The sequence below is a fragment of the Variovorax sp. OK212 genome (genome assembly GCF_900112425.1).
GTDB lineage: Bacteria > Pseudomonadota > Gammaproteobacteria > Burkholderiales > Burkholderiaceae_C > Variovorax.
In genome coordinates, this window is sequence record NZ_FOLP01000015.1 from 22,898 (window position 1) to 41,028 (window position 18,131).

Below are 18,131 nucleotides of genomic sequence, written 5' to 3' on the forward strand. Positions count from 1 at the left end.
CTTCACCCTGATGCTGCCGCTGCTGCTGGCGGCGCAGCCGGTGGCCACCGACAGCTATCTTCCCGCGCTCCCCGCCATTGCGAAGGAGCTCGGCTCGGCCAGCACCAGCCTGACGCTGTTCGTGCTGGCCTTCGGCTTTGCGCAGCTGCTGTGCGGCCCGCTGGCCGACCGCTTCGGGCGCCGGCCGGTGCTGCTGGCGGGGCTGGGCTGCTACGCCGTCGCGGCGCTGGGCGGCGCGTTCGCGGGCAGCGTGGCGCTGCTGGCGGGCTGGCGCACGCTGCAGGGCTTCTCGATGGCGGCCATCCTCGTGTGCTCGCGCGCGGCCGTGCGCGACCTGTACCCCGCGCACGAAGGCCCGCACGTGATGGCGCGCGGCCTCACCGGGCTGGGCGTGGTCGGCCTGGTGGCCCCGCTGCTGGGCGCATGGCTGGTGCAGGGCGCGGGCTGGCGCTGGGTGATGGTGGCGATGGCGCTCTACGCCTCGGTGCTGTTCGCGCTGTGCTGGCATGCGTTCGGCGAAACGCGGCAACCGCTGACGGGTGAATCGTCCGCGCCGCGCGGCAGCACGCGCGCCGTGTTCGCCAGCCGCTCGTTCCGCGCCTGGGCGTCGGTGGCGGCCACCACCTACGGCGGGCTCTTCTGCTTCCTGCTGCTGTCGCCGATGGTCTACATCGGCTACCTGGGCTGGTCGCCCGCGTGGTACGGCTGGATCCCGGCGGGCGGCTCGCTGGTCTACATCTTCAGCACCACCATGTGCCGCACGCTGCTGCGGCGCTACGGGCCGGTGCGCACCGTGCGCCTGGGCGCCTCGCTGAGCCTGGCGGGCCCGGTGATCCAGGCGCTGGGCTGCCTGCTGCTGCCGCTGAGCGCGGTGCCGCTGCTGGTGGGCCACGCGGTGTACTGCCTGGGCCACGGCATCCACCAGCCCTGCGGGCAGGCCGGCGCCGTGGGCGACCTGCCGCACCTGGCGGGGCGGGCCGTGTCGTGGTCGGGCTTCGGCATGATGATGGTCGCGTTCTGCGTGGGACAGCTGGCCGCGCGCTTCGTCGATGCCGGGTATTCGAACGGCGCCTGGCCCATGGTCCTGCCGATGCTGCTGGCCGGCTGCGTGCTGATGGCCATCGCGTTTTTCTGGCTGCCGCGCCTGCAGCACCCTCAACCTCCTTCACATCCTTCACCTCCATCAAAGGAACCCGCACCATGACCCGTTTGAACGTCGTTCGCGAGGGCTCCGGCCCCTTCGTCGTGCTCAGCCATGCGCTGGGGTGCGACCTGCACATGTGGGACGGCGTGGCCGCGCAGCTGGCGCGCGCCCACACCGTGCTGCGCTACGACCACCGCAACCACGGCGCCTCCGAGGTGGTGCCCGGCGCGCTGCGCATCGAGACGCTGGCGCAGGACGCGGCCGAGCTCATCCGGCGCGAGACGGGCGGCGAGCCGGTGCACTTCGTCGGGCTGTCGATGGGCGGCATGACCGCGCAGGCGCTGGCCGTGCGCCACCCCGAGCTGCTGAAGACGGTGGTCATCGCCAATTCGGCCGCCCACTACCCCGACCAGGCCCCCTGGCGCGCGCGCGCCGAGACGGTGGCCGCCAAGGGCGTGGCCGCCGTCGCGCCCGGCGCGGTGGCGCGCTGGCTCACGCCGGCCTACGTGGGCACGCCCGAGGGCGCGGCCGCCGCCAAGGCGCTGCACGACACGCTGGTGCGCACCGACGCGCAGGGCTACATCGAGAGCTGCAACGCCGTGGCCGCCATCGACTTCCGCGAGAGCAACCGCCGCTTCGCCGTGCCCACGCTGGTGGTCGGCGGGCTGCAGGACGAGGCCACGCCGCTGGCCATGTCCGAGGCCATGGCCACCGCCATTCCGGGCGCGCGGCTGGCCACCATGGACGCCGCACACCTGAGCGCGGTGGAGCGGCCGGTGGAGCTCTCGCAGCTGCTGATCGACTTCTGGCGCAGTCTTTGAGGGCCCTGGGCCGGCCGGCGGCCCTAGGTGTATCCCGTATTTCGTACGAATGATGAACGCGCGTGATCGATGATCGATCAAATGGCCTCTGAATAGATTGTGGCGCGGGCCGGGTGTTTCTAAAGTCCACCCATGCACCGCTCCATCGCCACCGTGTCGCTCAGCGGCACCCTTCGCCAGAAGCTCGAAGCCGTCGCCGCCGCCGGTTTCGACGGCATCGAGCTGTTCGAAGCCGACTTCATCAACTTCAAGGGCACCGCCGCCGAACTGCGCCGAATCACGGGCGACCTGGGCCTGTCGATCGACCTGTACCAGCCGTTCCGCGACTTCGAGGGCATGCCCGAGCCGCAGTTCCGCCGCAGCCTGGACCGCGCCGAACGCAAGTTCGACCTGATGGAAGCCATGGGCGCGCCGCTGGTGCTGTGCTGCTCCAACACCTCGCCGCTCGCGGTGAACGACCCCGCGCTGGCCGCCGCGCAGCTGCACGAACTGGCCGAGCGCGCCGCGCGCCGCAACCTGCGCGTGGGCTTCGAGGCACTGGCCTGGGGCCGCCACACCTCGCTGTACGGCCAGGCCTGGAACATCGTGAAGCAGGCAGGGCACGCGCACCTGGGGCTGATCCTCGACAGCTTCCACACCCTCTCGCTGAAGGACGACCCGGCCGGCATCGCCGGCATTCCGGGCGACAAGATCTTCTTCCTGCAGATGGCCGACGCGCCGCTGCTGGCCATGGACGTGCTGCAGTGGGCGCGCCACCACCGCTCGTTTCCGGGGCAGGGCGACTTCGACGTCGTCGGCTTCTTCGAGCAGGTGCTGCGCGCGGGCTACACCGGGCCGCTGTCGCTCGAAATCTTCAACGACATCTTCCGCGAGACGCCGAACCGCCGCACCGCGGTGGACGCGATGCGCTCGTTGCTGTACCTGGAGAGCGAGGCGCGCGAGCGCATGGCCACGGCAAAGCCGTCGCATCCCGTGCAGCCCCTGCAGCCCCTTCGTGTGGAGCTGTTCAACCCGCCGCCGGCACCGGCGCTCTCGGGCCTGTCGTTCATCGAGTTCGCGGCCGACGAGGCCTCGGCCGCCACGCTGGCCACGCTGGTCGAGCAACTGGGCTTTCGCCGCATCGGCAAGCACCGCTCCAAGGCCGTGACGCTGTACCGCCAGGGCGACATCAACCTGATCGTGAACGCGCAGCCCGACTCCTTTGCGCGCCAGCGCTTCGAGGCGCACGGCACCTCGGTGTGCGCGCTGGGCGTGCGCTGCGACGACCCGCTCGCCGCAGTCGGCCGCGCCACCGCCATGCGCTCGCAGCGGCACGACAGCCCGGTGGGGCCGAACGAGCTGCGCGTGCCCGCCATCGTGGCGCCGGGCGGCAACCTGATTCACTTCGTGCCCGAGGCACTGGGCGCCAACGGCCTGTACGAAGCCGACTTCGTGCTCGACGACCACGGCGCCGAGGCCGGCGACGCGGGCCTGCAGCGCATCGACCACGTGGCCCTGGGCCTGGCGCTGGACCAGCTCGACACCTGGGTGCTGTTCACGCGCGCCGTGCTCGGCCTGGAGCCCGGCGAAAGCCTGGAGCTGGCCGACCCCTTCGGCCTCATTCGCAGCCGCGGCGTGGCCAACGCCGAGCGCAGCCTGCGCCTGGTGCTGAACGTGTCGCTGAGCCAGCGCACCCGCACCGCGCGCACGCTGAGCGTGACCGGCGGCGGCGCGGTGCACCACATCGCGCTGAGCTGCACCGACATCTTCGACACGGCCGCCAGGCTGCGCGCCAACGGCACGCGCTTCGTGCCCATTTCGGACAACTACTACGACGACCTGGCCACGCGCATCGACCTCGCACCCGAACTGCTGGCGCGCATGCGCGAAGCGGGCGTGCTGTTCGACCGCTCGCCGGCCGGCGACTACCTGCACATCTATACCGAGAGTTTCGAGGGTGGACTGTTCTTCGAGGTCGCACAACGCGTAGGCAACTACGACGCGTACGGTGCCCTCAATGCACCGGCGCGCATGGCTTCCCAGGCGCAGGATTGATCCGTTGGGTTTTCTGATTACTTACCCGTCAACACTGGAGACAACACATGGCCAACAACACAGCCCATGAGCCGCAAGGCAGGCACCAGTCGAAGAAGGCCGCGGCAAGCGGCTGGATCGGCTCGGCGCTGGAGTACTACGACTTCTTCATCTACGCCACCGCGGCGGCGCTGATCTTTCCGCAGATCTTCTTCCCCAAGGGCGACCCCAAGACCGCCATCATCGCGTCGCTCGCGACCTACGGCGTGGGCTACGTCGCGCGCCCCATCGGCGCCTTCGTGCTCGGCCACTGGGGGGACACCCACGGCCGCAAGCAGGTGCTGGTGCTGTGCATGTTCCTGATGGGTTTCTCCACCGTGGCCGTCGGCCTGCTGCCGACCTACGACCAGGTCGGCCTGCTGGCCCCCGCGCTGCTGGTGCTGCTGCGCCTGATCCAGGGCTTTGCGGTGGCCGGTGAAATCTCGGGCGCGAGCTCGATGATTCTCGAGCACGCCCCGTTCGGTCGCCGCGGCTTCTTCGCGAGCTTCACGCTGCAGGGCGTGCAGGCCGGCCAGATCCTGGCGGCCGCCGTGTTCCTGCCGCTGGCGCACTACATGCCCGAGGACGCGTTCAACTCGTGGGGCTGGCGCATTCCGTTCCTGCTGAGCTTCCTGGTCATCGTGGCCGGCTACATCATTCGCCGCGAAGTCGACGAGACCCCGGCCTTCGCCGAAGTCGACCAGAAGGGCGAAACCGCCAAGGCACCGATCGTGCAGGCCTTCACCGACAGCTGGGGCGACATGCTGCGCGTGGTCTGCATGGCGCTGATGAACGTGATTCCGGTGGTGGCCACCGTGTTCGGCGCGGCCTATGCCGTGCAGGCCGCCTACGGCATCGGCTTCCAGAAAGACGTGTACCTGTGGATCCCCGTGCTGGGCAACATCCTGGCCGTGATCGTGATCCCGTACGTGGGCAACCTGTCGGACCGCATCGGCCGCCGCCCGCCGATCATCGTGGGTGCGCTGGCATCGGGCCTGCTGTCGTTTGCCTACCTGTACGCCATCAGCATCAAGAACGTGCCGCTGGCCGTGTGCATGTCGCTGCTGATGTGGGGCATCGTGTACCAGGGCTACAACGCCACCTTCCCGAGCTTCTACCCCGAGCTGTTCCGCACCCGCAACCGCGTATCGGCCATGGCCATCTCGCAGAACGTGGGCACCACCATCACCGCGCTGCTGCCGGCCCTGTTCGCCGCCGTGGCGCCTCCCGGCTCGACCAACGTGTGGCTCACCGTGGGCGCCATCACCTTCGCCGTGACCATCCTGGCGGCACTGGCGGCCATGACCGCACGCGAAACCTACCGCGTGCACATGAAGGACCTGGGCAAGCCCGACGCCGTGCCGGTCGACAAGCAGGAATACGACCGCCTGCGCGAGCAGACACTGGCCACCGCGCGCATGAGCAAGGCCGTGGCCTGAGGCGGCGGTGAACTGAAGAGAACAGAAGGGTGCGAAAGGCTGAAGACCTTTCGCGCACCAAGGGTTGTGGCGCCGTGAAGAATGGCGCCATGACCTCTTCTGCTTCTCCCTCGCACCTCAAGATCGACTTCGTCTCCGATGTGTCCTGCCCCTGGTGCGCCGTGGGCCTGGGCGCTCTCGAGGCGGCACTGAAGAAGGTGGCGCCCGACGTCACCGCGGAGCTGCACTTCCAGCCCTTCGAGCTGAACCCGCAGATGCCCGCCGAAGGCCAGGACACCTTCGAGCACCTGAACCAGAAGTACGGTTCCACCCTCGAGCAACAGGCCCAGTCGCGCGAAATGATCCGCCAGCGCGGCGCCGCCGTCGGCTTCGAGTTCAGCCCCGCAGGCCGTCCCCGCGTCTACAACACCTTCAACGCCCACCGCCTGCTGCATTGGGCCGAGCTCGAAAGCCCCGCCAAGCAGGCCGCGCTGAAGAAGCTGCTGCTGAAGGCCTACTTCACCGACAGCCAGAATCCTTCGGACCCCGAGGTGCTGGTGCGCGCGGCCACCGAAGCGGGGCTCGACGCGGCCCGCGCCCGCGAGATCCTGAACAGCGACGAGTTCGCGCAGGAAACCCGCGACCGCGAGCGCATGTACACCGACGCCGGCATCCACTCGGTGCCCGCGATCATCATCAACGACCAGCACCTGATCTCCGGCGGCCAGCCCGTTGAGGTGTTCGAGCGCGCGCTGCGCCAGATTGCCGGCGCTGCACCGGCGAGCCTGTCGGTAGCCTGACCTGGGTGGCGCACAGGCGCCGTCTTTGCGCAGCGTTACGAAAGTAAAGGGCGTCAACGGGCAAGGGGTTTCAGCGGTTGAGGTGGCATCCTCGAATTGCTGTCACCCTCAGGAGCCCCGAAGATGAAGAAGAAAAGCCTCATTGCCGCGCTTGCCATCCTGGCCGCGGCTTCGCTGCCCGCGCTGGCCGACGAATACGGCAAGCATCCGTTCTATCTGCATGCCTTGTCCGACCTGCGCACCGCCGAGTGGCAGGTGGCGCACCGCCGGCCCGAAGACGGCCGCGTCTCGCGCGACGAGCAGGTGGTGGTCGACGAGATCCACGCCGCCATCGGCGACCTGCAGCATGCGGCATGGCTGGACGGCAAGCCCGTCGAATGGCGCGAGCCCACCGACGCATGGCTGCCGCGAGAAGGCCGCCTGCACGTGGCGGTCGACCTGCTGCGCAAGGTGCGCTCCGACGTGGCGCGCGAAGAAGACGACCCGCGCTCGCGCCCGTTCCAGCAGCGCGGCCTGGCGCACGTGGACGTGGCGCTGAACACCGCGCAACACGCCATCGGCGACGTGCGCCACCACGACATGCGCGGGGAGTGAGCGCGGTGCCGGCCACTGCCCCGGTCTTGCCGGTGCGCCGCGCGTCGATGGCGCTCGGTGCCTGCGCGCTGGCGTTGCTCGCGGCCTGCGCCGGCATGTCTGGCGCGCCAGGCGAGCGACGACCGCTGGTGTCGGTGTCGCTGCCCTCCACGCCATTGAACGAGGCCACGCGCCTGCGCTGGCTCGACCGCGTGAGCTGGGGTGCCAACGCCAGCAGCGACGCGCAACTGTCGCAGCGCGGCCTGTCGCTGTGGATGCGCGACCAGCTCAACCCGCGTGCTGTGCCGCTGCCCCCCGCGGCGCAGGCGCAGATCGACGCCATGGCCATCTCGCGCACGCCGCTCGACCAGCTCGTGACCGCGCTCGACGCGCAACGCAAGGCCGCCGACGCGCTGCCCGACGAAGACCAGAAGAAGGCCGCGCGCCAAGCCTACCAGCAGCAACTCAGCAACCTTGCACGCGAGGCGCAGACGCGCTTCGTGCTGCGCGCGCTGTACTCGCCCAACCAGCTGCAGGAGCAGATGACCTGGTTCTGGATGAACCACTTCAACGTCAACCTGCGCAAGGACAACATCCGCGCGATGGTCGGCGACTACGAAGAGAACGCCATCCGCCCGCATGCGCTCGGCAAGTTCCGCGCCCTGCTCGGCGCCACGCTGCACCACCCCGCGATGCTGCGCTACCTCGACAACGCGCAGAACGCCGGCAACCGCATCAACGAAAACTACGCGCGCGAGCTGATGGAGCTGCACACCATGGGCGTGGGCAGCGGCTATTCGCAGGCCGACGTGCAGGAGCTGGCGCGCGTGCTCACCGGCGTGGGCGTGAGCATGCAGCCGCTGGATGCACCGCCGCCCAACGTGCGCCCCGCGCTGCGTGCCGACTACGTGCGCAAGGGCCTCTTCGAGTTCAACCCGAACCGGCACGACTACGGGCCGAAGACGCTGATGGGGGAGCCCATTCGAAGCCGCGGCCTGGCCGAGGCCGACGAAGCGCTCGACCGCCTCGCGCGCGCGCCGGCCACCGCGCGCTTCGTCTCGCGCAAGCTCGCCGTGTACTTCGTCTCCGACGAGCCGCCGCAGGCACTGGTCGAGCGCATGGCCGCGGCCTTCACGCGCAGCGACGGCGACATTGCCGTCACGCTGAAGGCGCTGTTCGAGTCGCCCGAGTTCGCCGCGTCGCTGGGCCACAAGTTTCGCGACCCGGTGCACTACGTGATGGCCGGCGTGCGGCTCGCGTACGACGAGCGCGTGGTGCTCAACGTGAACCCGATGCTCAACTGGATCAACCGCATGGGCGAGCCGCTGTACGGCCACGAGACGCCCGACGGCTATCCGCTCAACGAAGCCGCATGGGCGAGCGCGGGGCAGATGAACACGCGCTTCGAGATCGCGCGCGCCATCGGCGCGAACGGCGCGGTGCTGTTCCGCGCGGACGACAAGGCGCCGCTGGAGAAACCCGCGTTTCCGCAACTGGCCGAGTCGCACGCGGTGCGAGCGATGCAGGGCGGCCTGAGCGCGGACACGCGCGAGGCGCTGGCGCAGGCGAAGAATCCGCAGGAGTGGAATACCTTTCTGCTGGCGTCGCCGGAGCTGATGCGCCGTTGAGGTTCTGGTTTTTTTCCTCCCCTTCCGGGGGAGGGCAGGGGTGGGGGCAAGCGGCGTTCGATGAAGCGCTGCTGTGAAGCAAGCGCCGCTTGCCCCATCCCAGCCTTCCCCCGGGAGGGGAAGGAGCAAGACAGGGAGCGCCATGGGGCGTGGTTTTTGGTTTTTCTCCCTCCCCCGCTCGGGGAGGGCAGGGGTGGGGGCAAGCGGCGGTCGATGAAGCGCTGCTGCGAAGCAAGCGCCGCTTGCCCCCATCCCAGCCTTCCCCCGGAAGGGGAAGGAGCAAGACAGGGTGCGCCATGGGGCGTGGTTTTTGGTTTTTCTCCCTCCCCTTCCGGGGGAGGGCAGGGGTGGGGGCAAGCGGCGCTCGATAGAGCGCTGCTGCAAAAGCAAGCGCCGCTTGCCCCCATCCCAACCTTCCCCCGGAAGGGGAAGGAGCAAGGCAGGGAGCGTCATGGGGCGTGGTTCTTGGTTTTTCTCCCTCCCCTTCCGGGGGAGGGCAGGGGTGGGGGCAAGCGGCGTTCGATGAAGCACTGCTTCAAAACAAGCACCGCTTGCCCCCATCTCAACCTTCCCTTAAAGAGGGAAGGCGCAAGGCAGAAGAAAGGACATCGTCATGCAACGCAGAGACCTCTTGAAACTCATGGCCGCAGCCCCCTTCGCAGGCGCTGCGGGCCAGCTGATGGCCGCGCCCGCGGGCGAAGGTGCCAAGCTGCTGGTCGTGTTCCTGCGCGGCGCGTACGACAGCACCAGCCTGCTCGTGCCGACCTCCAGCGACTTCTACTACGCCTCGCGTCCCAACATCGCCATCGCGCGCCCCGGCACGCCCAACGGCGCGCTGCCGCTCGACGGCAACTGGGGCCTGCACCCGGCCCTGGCGCAGAGCGTGATGCCGCTCTTCCAGCAGAAGCAGGCCGCGTTCATCGCCTTTGCCGGCACCGACGACCTCACGCGCAGCCACTTCGAGACGCAGGACTCCATCGAGCTCGGCCAGGCGCTCGACAAGCGCCGCGACTACCGCTCGGGTTTTCTCAACCGGCTGGCCGGCGTGCTCGGCGCGGGGCCCATCACCGACGTGTCGCCCATCGCCTTCACCGACCAGTTGCCGATCTCGATGCGCGGCGACGCCAAGGCCGCCAACATGGCGCTGGCTGGCAATGCGCGCTCGGGCATCGATGCGCGGCAGAGCCAGGTCATCGCGGCCATGTACCGCAACACGGCACTGGCGCAGCCGGTGGCCGAAGGCTTCCAGGTGCGCGACGAGGTCATGCGCGCCGTGCAGGCCGAGATGGACGCGGCCAGCCGCAACGCCATGACAGCGAAAGGCTTCGAGTTGGTGGCGCGCCGCATGGCGCTGCTGATGCGCGACCGCTTCGACCTCGGCTTTGTCGATGTCGGCGGCTGGGACACGCACGTGGGGCAGGGCGCCGCAAGCGGCTACCTTGCCAACCGTTTTGAAGAACTGGGCCGCGGCGTGGCCGGCTTCGCGCAGGAGATGGGCGACGACGCATGGCGCCAGACCGTGGTGGTCGTCATCAGCGAGTTCGGCCGCACCTTCCGCGAGAACGGCAACCGCGGCACGGACCACGGGCACGGCACGGTGTACTGGGTGCTCGGTGGTGGGCTCTCCGCGCAGGTCGGCGGACGCGTGGTGGGCGAGCAGCAGGCGCTCACGCAGGCCACGCTGTTCCAGAACCGCGACTATCCGGTGCTCAACGAATACCGCGCGGTGTTCGGCGGGTTGTTCCAGCGCATGTACGGGCTGTCGGCGGGGCAGCTGGCGCGGGTGTTCGACGGCGTGGCGCCGAAGGACCTGCGGCTGGTGTGACAGCCCGCGTGACGCGCAGGCCCGCCGCGCTAGCCGAGGTCGGCGCCGCCGGCGTCGAGTGAAGGCGGGCGCGTCAGGTCTTCGTCGATGCCCATGACCTCGCTGGCGCGCTCCACGGCCTGCCAGAGCGACGCCGGCATCTTCAGGATTTCCTCGGGCGAATTGGCGCGCGCGATCCACGCGCCGATCTCATGGTGCTGCTCGGCGGTAAGCAAGTCGAGATTCAGCATCTCGTCGATGGTCTTCATGTGGGTTCTACGGGTTGGCTCTCTGGCGTGAATGTGCGGCCATGAATGCCTGGTTCAAGGTGAACGGCGGGGCGTGAGCCGGAGTTTGGCACGGACCGGCCGGCAGCTCGCCGTGAGCGCGCCATGCGCGTTGAAGGGCATCAGGTCTCCTACACGATCTTGCGCAGGCGACCGGCGCTCGGGTGCGAGCCGCAGGTTCACGTTGCATCGTGTCAGCGCACCGCATCATTCAACCGCCCTGCATGCCGGAGGTACCCACATGTCCAGACTCAACGACGAATGGAAGGTCGGCAAGCACGGCCCGCTCGAAATGCTGGGCGAGGGCTTGCACACCGTGGCCGGTGAAATCGACATGCCGCTCGGCCATTTCCCGCGCCGGATGACCGTGCTCACCTTGCAGGACCGCCGGCTCGCCGTGTGGAGCGCCATTCCGCTTCGTGAGCGGGAGATGGAGCAACTCGAAGCGATGGGCCCGGTGGCGTTCCTGATCGTGCCCGGCATTGCGCACCGCCTCGACGTCAAGGCCTGGAAGCGGCGCTATCCGGCCGCGCAGGTCGTCTGCCCGCCGGGCGCGCGAGAGGCGGTGTCCGAGGCCGTGCCCGTGGATGCGACCACCGACGTGCTCGGCGACCCGAGCGTGGCGTTCCTCACCGTGCCGGGCGTCGAAGAAAAAGAAGCCGCGCTCATCGTCCGGCGCCCCGACGGCACCTCGCTGGTCGTCAACGACATCATCGCCAACGTGCGCCACCCCGACGGCTTGGGCGCGAAGGTGATGGCGCGCCTCATGGGCTTCGGTGTGAAGGAGCCGCAGATGCCGTGGGTGGGCGAGAAGATGTTCGTGAAGGACCATGCGGCGACCGCGGCAGCCATGCGCGCGTGGGCGGCCGAGCCGGGCCTGGTGCGCATCGTCGTGAGCCATGGCGATGTGATCACGGACCGGCCGCGCGAGGTGCTGGAGAGAATTGCGGGCGAAGTGGCCGACTGACCCGCGAGAAGCGATGCGCTGGCCGACCGACGCGGCGCCGATCTGCTTTGCCCCGGCCTCGACTTGACTGCCTCTCCACAGAACGCGTACATTGCCCCTGCCTCGTGATGAGCGGGGCCGGGATTGGCGTCCCGCTGACATCCTGCGACGAAAGCCGCAGTCACCGCACAGGTCTGCGGCTTTTTCGTTCGTGCTCCTTTTTAGGCGGCTCGAACGGGAGGGCTCACGCCCTGCCGGTTTCCGCAAGGATGTCCCGGTACGCCAACCTGTTCGAGCTGCCGCCCCCGATTGGCGTCGAGGGCGTCGGTTTTTGCAAATCGACATCCTCGGAGGCCCATGGCCCACGCTTCTACAGACGCGCCTTATCGCCCCACCGCCCAGTTCAAGCCCTTCGAATGGGTCCAGGGCGAGCGGCTCGATCCTTCACGGCAAAGCCGCGCCGCATTCCTCAACGACGCACGCGACGCCGTGCAGGGCGCGCACACGCTGGCCCAGTTGCTCGCGTGGGATGAAGACCGGCGCGACGCGGCGCTGTCCGATGCAGATCCCGCGCCGCTTTTCGACGCATGCCAGCGCAGCGCGCTGCAGCGGTTTCTCGCGGTGTCGCTGGCCCTGCTTCATGCCCGCATCGAAAGCCAGTGCGAGGCGCTGACGGACCAGCGGGACTGGCACTGGGACTAGCACTGCCCCACTGGCCCGAACGGCAGGTCAGGACTTGCGCACCGGGTCATGTCCCCAGTTCATCAGCGAATAGCGCCAGGGGGTTTCACGCACGTCGCCTTCGGGCCGCTGCGCCAGGTGCCGATGCACGTAGCCGACGACCTTGCGCATGTGCGCGACGTCGCCGGGCGTCAGGTCGCTGTGCGGCTTCTTGAGCAAACGAACGATCCTGCGGCCTGACCTGTGTCCGACGGACTCCCCGCCGCCGCGGCCCTTGAAGCCGACCTCGCGCGAGTGTTCTTCGGCGAGCCAGTGTTCGAGTTGCGCGGGTGTCATGTTCACCGCCGCCTCGAAGTCGCGCACCACCTCATGGGTGTCCGGTGCCTGTGCCGACATGAGGGTCACCCCTTGCCGCCGGCATGCCGCTGGAGCGCGGAGGCCTTGTGAATCGCGCGTTTGCCGCTCTTGTCGCTCTTCACCTCGTACTGGGGCTCGGCATTCGAGGCTTTGGCCGTGTGGCCTTTGACGTGGGCGGTCTTCGTCACCTTGCGAACCACCTTGCCCGTGGTCTTGCCTTGCGACGTCTTCCAATCGACGGCGTCACCCGCTTTGGGTCTGGTTTCCATTGCTGCTGCTCCATGGTTCGCGCACAACGTTGCGTGAAATGAAGCTATGCGCACCCAGCGCAACCGGTGTAGGTCCATGCCGCTTTGTGGCCAGGGTCGGGCGCTTCGGCCGCCAGCGCGCACGCGGTCATATACCCAATTTCAGCGATGGCAAAAAAACAAATAGATAACAAAAATCAACAATATGAAACTTCTCTCCATGCTTTGCACAAGGTGCAGTGAGGTGCGGGTTTCTTCACCCATCAGCAAAACAAGAGGGCATTGATGTTTTCCAGTCGAATGAGTTTTCAGGTGCGCTGCGGCGCCGTGGCCGGCGCGATCCTGGTGCTGGCTTCCTGCGGCGGGGGTGGCGGCGGCGGTGGCTCGGGCTTCCTGCCGATCGTCGTGCCGCCCGCTGCCCCGGCCCCTGCGCCTGTCGTGACGCACACGGTCGGCGGCAGCGTCACCGGCCTGACCGGCAGCCTCGTGCTGCAGAACAACGCGGGCGACGACCTGAAGCTCTCGGCCGACGGCAAGTTCAGCTTTGCCACCGCGCTTGTCGAAGGCACGGCCTATGAGGTCAGCGTGCGCGCCCAGCCGTTGTGGCAGTTCTGCACCGTGACCAAGGGCAACGGCAATGCCGCGGCCGATGTTGCCGACGTGGCGGTGGCCTGCTCGGCGGCGGTGGCGCAGGTGTCCACCTTCGCCGGGACGGCCGGCACTGTCGGCGCTGCCGACGGCAACGGCGCCGCCGCATCGTTCAGCGCCCCGGCCGGCGTCGCCCTCGCCAAGAGCGGCGGCCTGCTCGTCACGGATGGCATCAGCGGTCTCCTGCGAAAGATCTCTTCCGCCCGGGATGTCGCATTCCTTGCCGGCGGTGGTGGCGCCCCCACCTCGCAGGACGGCAACGGCAGTGCCGCCACGTTCGACGGCCCGATCGGTGTCGCGATGGATGCCGCGGGAAACTCCTATGTTGCGGATTCCTCGGGCAACCGCATCCGAAAGATCAGCCCCGCGGGCGAGGTGACCACCTTCGCCGGCAACGGCACCGCCAGTTCGCTCGATGGCTACCGCACAGCCGCGACATTCAATGCGCCCGTATCGGTGGCTGTGGACGCTGCCGGAAACGTCTACGTGGCTGAGGTGGTCGCGGCTGTCATTCGCAAGATCACGCCCGACGGCGATGTGAGCACCTTCGCCGGAAAGGCGGGGATGTCCGGCTTTGCCGAGGGCACGGGAGACAACGCAAGATTCAACCAGCCCTTCGGCCTTGCGCTGGACGCGGCCGGCAACCTCTACGTTGCCGACGCCGCCAACAGCCGCATCCGCAAGATCACACCCGACCGCGTGGTCTCCACGTTTGCCGGAACGGGCCTGATCGGCTCGGCCGACGGCCCTCGCAACTCGGCGACTTTCGCCTTCCCGGCCGCGCTGGCGCTGGACGTCGACGGCAATGTCTACGTGGCCGAGCCAGGCAGCAGCGTGCTGCGCAGGATCACGCTGGCAGGCGAGGTTTCCACGCTCGCCGGCGTGGCGTTTCAGACGGGCGCGCAAGACGGCATCGGCAAGGCCGCCAGGTTCGGGCAGCCCCTGGGGATCGCGGTGGATGCGGGCGGCGCGCTGTACGTGGCCGACACCCAGAACAGCGTGATCCGCAAGGTCGAGCCGGTTCGCGCACCCTGAGCCCCGCCTGCGCTCAGCCGATCGAGAAGGTCGAGCGCATCAGCGCGATGTACGCGTCTTCCGAGGTCTCGCGCCGCGCCTTCACCAGCGGCTCGATGTCCTTCGTCGCCACGTAGCGCAGCCGGTCGGTGCCGTCGCTCGCCGCATCGAAGATCACCTGCGCCACGTCGTGCGAGGTGGCCAGGCGCGCCGAGCGCAGGCCGTCGAACACCTTCAGCGCGCCGTTCACGAAGCCCTCGTAGCCGGCGGGCGCGGAGGTCTGCGAGGCCTCCGACGCCGAGCGGTTGCCGAAGCCGGTCTCGACCACGCCGCCCGGCTCGACGATCTTCACCGCGATGCCTTGCGAGCGCAGCTCGTACGCCAGCGATTCCGAGAACCCTTCGAGCGCGAACTTGCTCGCGGTGTACAGCGAGATCATCGGCAGGCCGAACACGCCCGCGCCCGAACTCACGTTGACGACGGTGCCCGCGCCGTTGGCGCGCAGGTGCGGCAGCAAGGCGCGCGTGACGTCCATCACGCCGAACACGTTCACGTCGAACTGCTGGCGCACCTTGTCACGCGAGAAGCCCTCGAACACGCCGAACAGGCCGAAGCCCGCGTTGTTGACCAGCGCGTCGATGCGGCCGAAGCGCGCGATGCCTTGCGCAATGGCCGCGTCGATGCTGGGCAGGTCCTGCACGTCGAGGCGGGTGACGAGCACGTTGTTCAGTGCGGCCAGCGCGGCGCCCGCGGCCGGCTCGCGCATGGTGGCGATCACGTTCCAGCCGCGCTGTGCGAACAGCTGCGCGGTCGATTGGCCGAAGCCGGTGGAGGCGCCGGTGATGAGCACGGTCTTGGCGGAGGGAGAGGACGAGGAGGACGGGGAGGAAGAGGGGGAAGTCATGGTGAAGGAAGCCTTTTCGTTGTCGAGCAACGAAGGTAAGGCGGCCCGACTGATGAAACAATCCACCCAATCTCGCATGAAGAGATGCAGGAATCAGAACAATGCCCAAGACCCACAAGACGGCCGGCAAGGCCGGCCTGTTCGAACTGAACGCGGTGGTGGCCGTGTCCACGCACCGCAGCTTCCGGCGCGCGGCCGCCGAGCTGGGCCTGTCGCCTTCGGCGCTGAGCCATGCCATTGCGGCGCTGGAGCAGCGCATGGGCGTGCGCCTGTTCAACCGCACCACGCGCAGCGTGGCGCTGTCGGAGGCGGGCGAGCAGTTCCTGGCGCGCGTGCAGCCCGCGCTGCGTGAAATCTCCGCGGCCATGGAGGCGACCAACGAATTCCGCGACACGCCCACCGGCACGCTGCGGCTCAATGCCTCCGAGGCGGCGGCGCACATGGTGCTGGCGCCGATGGTGCTCGAGTTCATGCGCCGCTACCCCGACATGCGCGTCGACATCGTCACCGAGGGCCGCTTCGTCGACATCGTGGCGCAGGGCTTCGACGCGGGCATTCGCGCGGCCGACAGCGTGCCCGAAGACATGATCGCCGTGCCCTGCACGCCGCCGCTGCGCTTCGCCACGGTGGCGTCGCCGGCCTACTTCGCAGGCCGCAAGAAGCCGCGCACGCCCGCCGACCTGGCGGCGCACGACTGCATCCGCACGCGCTTCGCCAGCGGCGGCCTCTACAAGTGGGACTTCGCGAAAAAGGGCAAGCGCGTGTCGATCGACGCCGAAGGGCCGCTCACGCTGGACAACCACCACCTGATGATCGCGGCCGCACTGGAGGGCGCGGGCATCGCGTGGACCAGCGCGTACGAGGCCGCGCCGTACATCGCCGACGGCCGCCTGGTCGAGGTGCTGAAAGACTGGTCGCCGGCCTTTGCGGGGCAGTGCATCTACTACCCGGGGCACCGGCATGTGCCGGCGGGGCTCAGGGCGTTTCTGGGGGTGGTGAGGGAGGTGGTGGCGCTCTCGAGCCGATAGGCGACCGGCCCCGAGCAAGTCGTCAGCCGTGGCCCCGCAAGGGCAACGGCATGGTCAGGCAATCATCGACTCGACCTCCGCCGCAAGCACGCGCGGCGCCGGCATCTGCTGCACGATGTTCTCGGTGATGCCGACGGCCATCGCGGGCTGGCTGGGCCAGAAGCCGGCGATGTTGCTCAGGTCCATGCCCTGGCGCTCCAGGGCCACGCGCCACACGGCCAGGTGAAGCACGCCGCCCAGGGCGTCCACGCGTTCAGCCTTCGCGGGATTCACGAAGCTTGCCATTGCACCGGCCAGGTTCGAAGCGAAGTCCCAGCGCTGCGCGAGCGAGGCGCTCACGTCGCCGTAGTGATAACCGAACTCGACAAGCTCGAGTTGCGCGCGCCCCAGCGCCTCGAAGGGGTGAATGGCATTCAGCGCGGCCATGCGCCGGGGCATGGCCTGCGCCATGAGCAGGTGGCCGATGGCGTGCATGCTGCCCGCGGTGAACGCCAGGTTGGGGTCGACGCGCCGCGTCTTGGAAGCCAGGTACCGTGCGACCGACGCCACGCGCAGGCTGTGGGCCCAGAAGTCCGGGAGGTCCACGCCTTCCACTTTGCGGAAGGTTCCGGACAAACCCGAACTCACGACGAACGACCGGATGGCGGACAGGCCGAGCATCAGGATCGCGCCCTGGATCGACGAGATCTTGCGCGGAACCCCGAAGAAGGGCGAGTTGACCATCTGCAGCACCTTGGCCGCGAGCACCTGGTCGAGCTCGATGCGATGCGCGATGTCCGCGAAGGACACCTCCTCGTCGCGCATCATCTCGATCAGGTCGGACACCACCTTCGGAACGGTGGGCAGCGACTCGTCATTGGCAAAGAGGTCGTCGAGTGTCATGGCGTTGTGGTTGTATTGCCTTGGTATGCGAAAGATTCTCCTCCAGCGCGCGGTTTAGTAAACCCTTGATCGGAGGGAATCCGTCATTTCTACGGATTCCGGTGGGAGTGATGCGCCGGCAGGCCGATGCACGGCGGGGCAGGGCGAAACCCGCACGCTTGAACAGCGAGCTCACGCGAAAGGCTTGCTCAGGAACCGCGAGTTCCGCTCCCCGAAACGCCACGGCATGTCCACGGCCTTCGAGATGCCGATGCGCGGTCCCTCGACCACGTCCGGGCGCGGCGGGTCATGAGGCGCCGCGAGCAACGCGAAAGGCGCCACATCGAGGCGCATGCCATCGAAGCTCCGGTCGATGGCCAGCGCCTGTCCCACGCGGCCGGGGCCCGCGCACAGCAGGCGCGCGTCGGCCAGCCCGCGCCGCTCGCGCATGCGGTCCAGGGCGTGGGTGGGCTCGAGCGCGCGAATGAGCACACCGGACGCATGCCCGGTCTCGCGGCAGACGAAGTTCAGGCACCAGTGGATGCCGTACGAGCGGTAGACATACGCGCAGCCCGGCGGCCCGAACAAGGTTGCGTTGCGCTCGGTGCGGCCGTTGTAGGCGTGCGAGGCCGGTTCCTCGGGGTCGTAGGCCTCGGTCTCGACGATGCGCCTGCCGACGCCGTCGACCAGCAAGGTGACGCCGATCAGGCGCCTGGCCACGTCGAGCGACGGCGCTGCGAAGTCGATCTCTGCGTGGATGAGCGCGCCGGGCGTTGCCATCGCCGGATGATAGGTGCGCGGGTGCGCGGATGTTCGGGTGTCCGCCGTGGGCTGGCCCATTTGCCACACCCCGGCACCTCCGGCATCCTTACGGCCTCATCCGTCTTTGGACAGATGCCGGCGCCGCCACGCCGCCA

The 18,131-nt window shown here is 68.6% G+C and carries 18 protein-coding genes; 12 read left to right on the plus strand and 6 right to left on the minus strand.

The genetic code is table 11. The annotated features are described in order from the left end of the window. Positions 1–10: 10 nt before the first annotated feature. The 8 genes from BM004_RS30085 to BM004_RS30125 all read left to right on the plus strand — a co-directional run bounded on the left by BM004_RS30085 (position 11) and on the right by BM004_RS30125 (position 10,261). The gene (locus tag BM004_RS30085) at positions 11–1,204 is read left to right on the plus strand and encodes an MFS transporter (RefSeq protein WP_371271103.1); all 1,194 of its coding nucleotides are present in this window, start codon (positions 11–13) and stop codon (positions 1,202–1,204) included. Continuing rightward, on the plus strand, positions 1,201–1,965 hold the full coding sequence (locus tag BM004_RS30090; protein ID WP_093218873.1) for an alpha/beta fold hydrolase: 765 nt from the start codon (positions 1,201–1,203) through the stop codon (positions 1,963–1,965). The genes BM004_RS30085 and BM004_RS30090 overlap by 4 nt, the downstream gene beginning before the upstream one ends. A gap of 132 nt (positions 1,966–2,097) precedes the next feature. After that, positions 2,098–3,999 carry a bifunctional sugar phosphate isomerase/epimerase/4-hydroxyphenylpyruvate dioxygenase family protein gene (locus BM004_RS30095; RefSeq protein ID WP_093218874.1) on the plus strand — a complete coding sequence of 634 codons (1,902 nt, stop codon included), beginning with the start codon at positions 2,098–2,100 and terminating at the stop codon, positions 3,997–3,999. 47 nt (positions 4,000–4,046) lie between these two features. Then, on the plus strand, positions 4,047–5,456 hold the full coding sequence (locus BM004_RS30100) for an MFS transporter (protein ID WP_093131862.1): 1,410 nt from the start codon (positions 4,047–4,049) through the stop codon (positions 5,454–5,456). Positions 5,457–5,545: 89 nt separating this feature from the next. Next, positions 5,546–6,235 (plus strand): DsbA family oxidoreductase, encoded by a 690-nt coding sequence (locus tag BM004_RS30105; protein WP_093218998.1) that lies wholly within the window; start codon positions 5,546–5,548, stop codon positions 6,233–6,235. A 123-nt stretch (positions 6,236–6,358) separates the two neighbouring features. Beyond that, positions 6,359–6,829: a hypothetical protein gene (locus BM004_RS30110; RefSeq protein ID WP_093218876.1), complete on the plus strand. Its 471-nt coding sequence runs from the start codon at positions 6,359–6,361 to the stop codon at positions 6,827–6,829. 47 nt (positions 6,830–6,876) lie between these two features. Further along, positions 6,877–8,436 (plus strand): DUF1800 domain-containing protein, encoded by a 1,560-nt coding sequence (locus tag BM004_RS30115; RefSeq protein ID WP_093219000.1) that lies wholly within the window; start codon positions 6,877–6,879, stop codon positions 8,434–8,436. Between the two features lie 613 nt (positions 8,437–9,049). Further along, on the plus strand, positions 9,050–10,261 hold the full coding sequence (locus BM004_RS30125) for a DUF1501 domain-containing protein (RefSeq protein ID WP_093218877.1): 1,212 nt from the start codon (positions 9,050–9,052) through the stop codon (positions 10,259–10,261). A gap of 29 nt (positions 10,262–10,290) precedes the next feature. On the opposite strand, the gene BM004_RS30130 is transcribed toward BM004_RS30125, so the two are convergent. Next, entirely contained in the window at positions 10,291–10,509 is a 219-nt protein-coding gene (locus tag BM004_RS30130; RefSeq protein WP_093131872.1) for a hypothetical protein, read from the minus strand. 259 nt (positions 10,510–10,768) lie between these two features. On the opposite strand from BM004_RS30130, the gene BM004_RS30135 reads away from it, so the two are divergent. Then, positions 10,769–11,494 (plus strand): DUF4336 domain-containing protein, encoded by a 726-nt coding sequence (locus BM004_RS30135; RefSeq protein ID WP_093218879.1) that lies wholly within the window; start codon positions 10,769–10,771, stop codon positions 11,492–11,494. 336 nt (positions 11,495–11,830) lie between these two features. Further along, a complete protein-coding gene (locus BM004_RS30140; RefSeq protein ID WP_093218880.1) occupies positions 11,831–12,175 on the plus strand; it encodes a hypothetical protein in 345 nt (114 codons plus the stop codon). Between the two features lie 27 nt (positions 12,176–12,202). On the opposite strand, the gene BM004_RS30145 is transcribed toward BM004_RS30140, so the two are convergent. Continuing rightward, positions 12,203–12,550 (minus strand): DUF3140 domain-containing protein, encoded by a 348-nt coding sequence (locus tag BM004_RS30145; protein WP_093218882.1) that lies wholly within the window; start codon positions 12,548–12,550, stop codon positions 12,203–12,205. Positions 12,551–12,555: 5 nt separating this feature from the next. Then, positions 12,556–12,780, minus strand: a complete 225-nt coding sequence (locus tag BM004_RS30150) for a hypervirulence associated TUDOR domain-containing protein (protein ID WP_093218883.1) — start codon at positions 12,778–12,780, stop codon at positions 12,556–12,558. 306 nt (positions 12,781–13,086) lie between these two features. Here BM004_RS30150 and BM004_RS30155 point away from each other — a divergent pair, with 306 nt between their 5' ends. Beyond that, entirely contained in the window at positions 13,087–14,442 is a 1,356-nt protein-coding gene (locus BM004_RS30155; protein WP_143072560.1) for an NHL repeat-containing protein, read from the plus strand. A gap of 13 nt (positions 14,443–14,455) precedes the next feature. Here BM004_RS30155 and BM004_RS30160 read toward each other — a convergent pair whose 3' ends face one another. Further along, the gene (locus BM004_RS30160) at positions 14,456–15,325 is read right to left on the minus strand and encodes an SDR family oxidoreductase (protein WP_093219001.1); all 870 of its coding nucleotides are present in this window, start codon (positions 15,323–15,325) and stop codon (positions 14,456–14,458) included. Between the two features lie 101 nt (positions 15,326–15,426). Here BM004_RS30160 and BM004_RS30165 point away from each other — a divergent pair, with 101 nt between their 5' ends. Continuing rightward, positions 15,427–16,353 carry a LysR family transcriptional regulator gene (locus tag BM004_RS30165; RefSeq protein WP_093218886.1) on the plus strand — a complete coding sequence of 309 codons (927 nt, stop codon included), beginning with the start codon at positions 15,427–15,429 and terminating at the stop codon, positions 16,351–16,353. A 54-nt stretch (positions 16,354–16,407) separates the two neighbouring features. On the opposite strand, the gene BM004_RS30170 is transcribed toward BM004_RS30165, so the two are convergent. Both BM004_RS30170 and BM004_RS30175 read right to left on the minus strand, forming a co-directional pair. Then, positions 16,408–17,235 (minus strand): HDOD domain-containing protein, encoded by an 828-nt coding sequence (locus tag BM004_RS30170; protein ID WP_093131887.1) that lies wholly within the window; start codon positions 17,233–17,235, stop codon positions 16,408–16,410. Positions 17,236–17,406: 171 nt separating this feature from the next. After that, positions 17,407–17,994, minus strand: coding sequence for a DNA-3-methyladenine glycosylase (locus tag BM004_RS30175; protein ID WP_093218888.1), 588 nt, complete (start codon positions 17,992–17,994; stop codon positions 17,407–17,409). Positions 17,995–18,131: the final 137 nt, after the last annotated feature.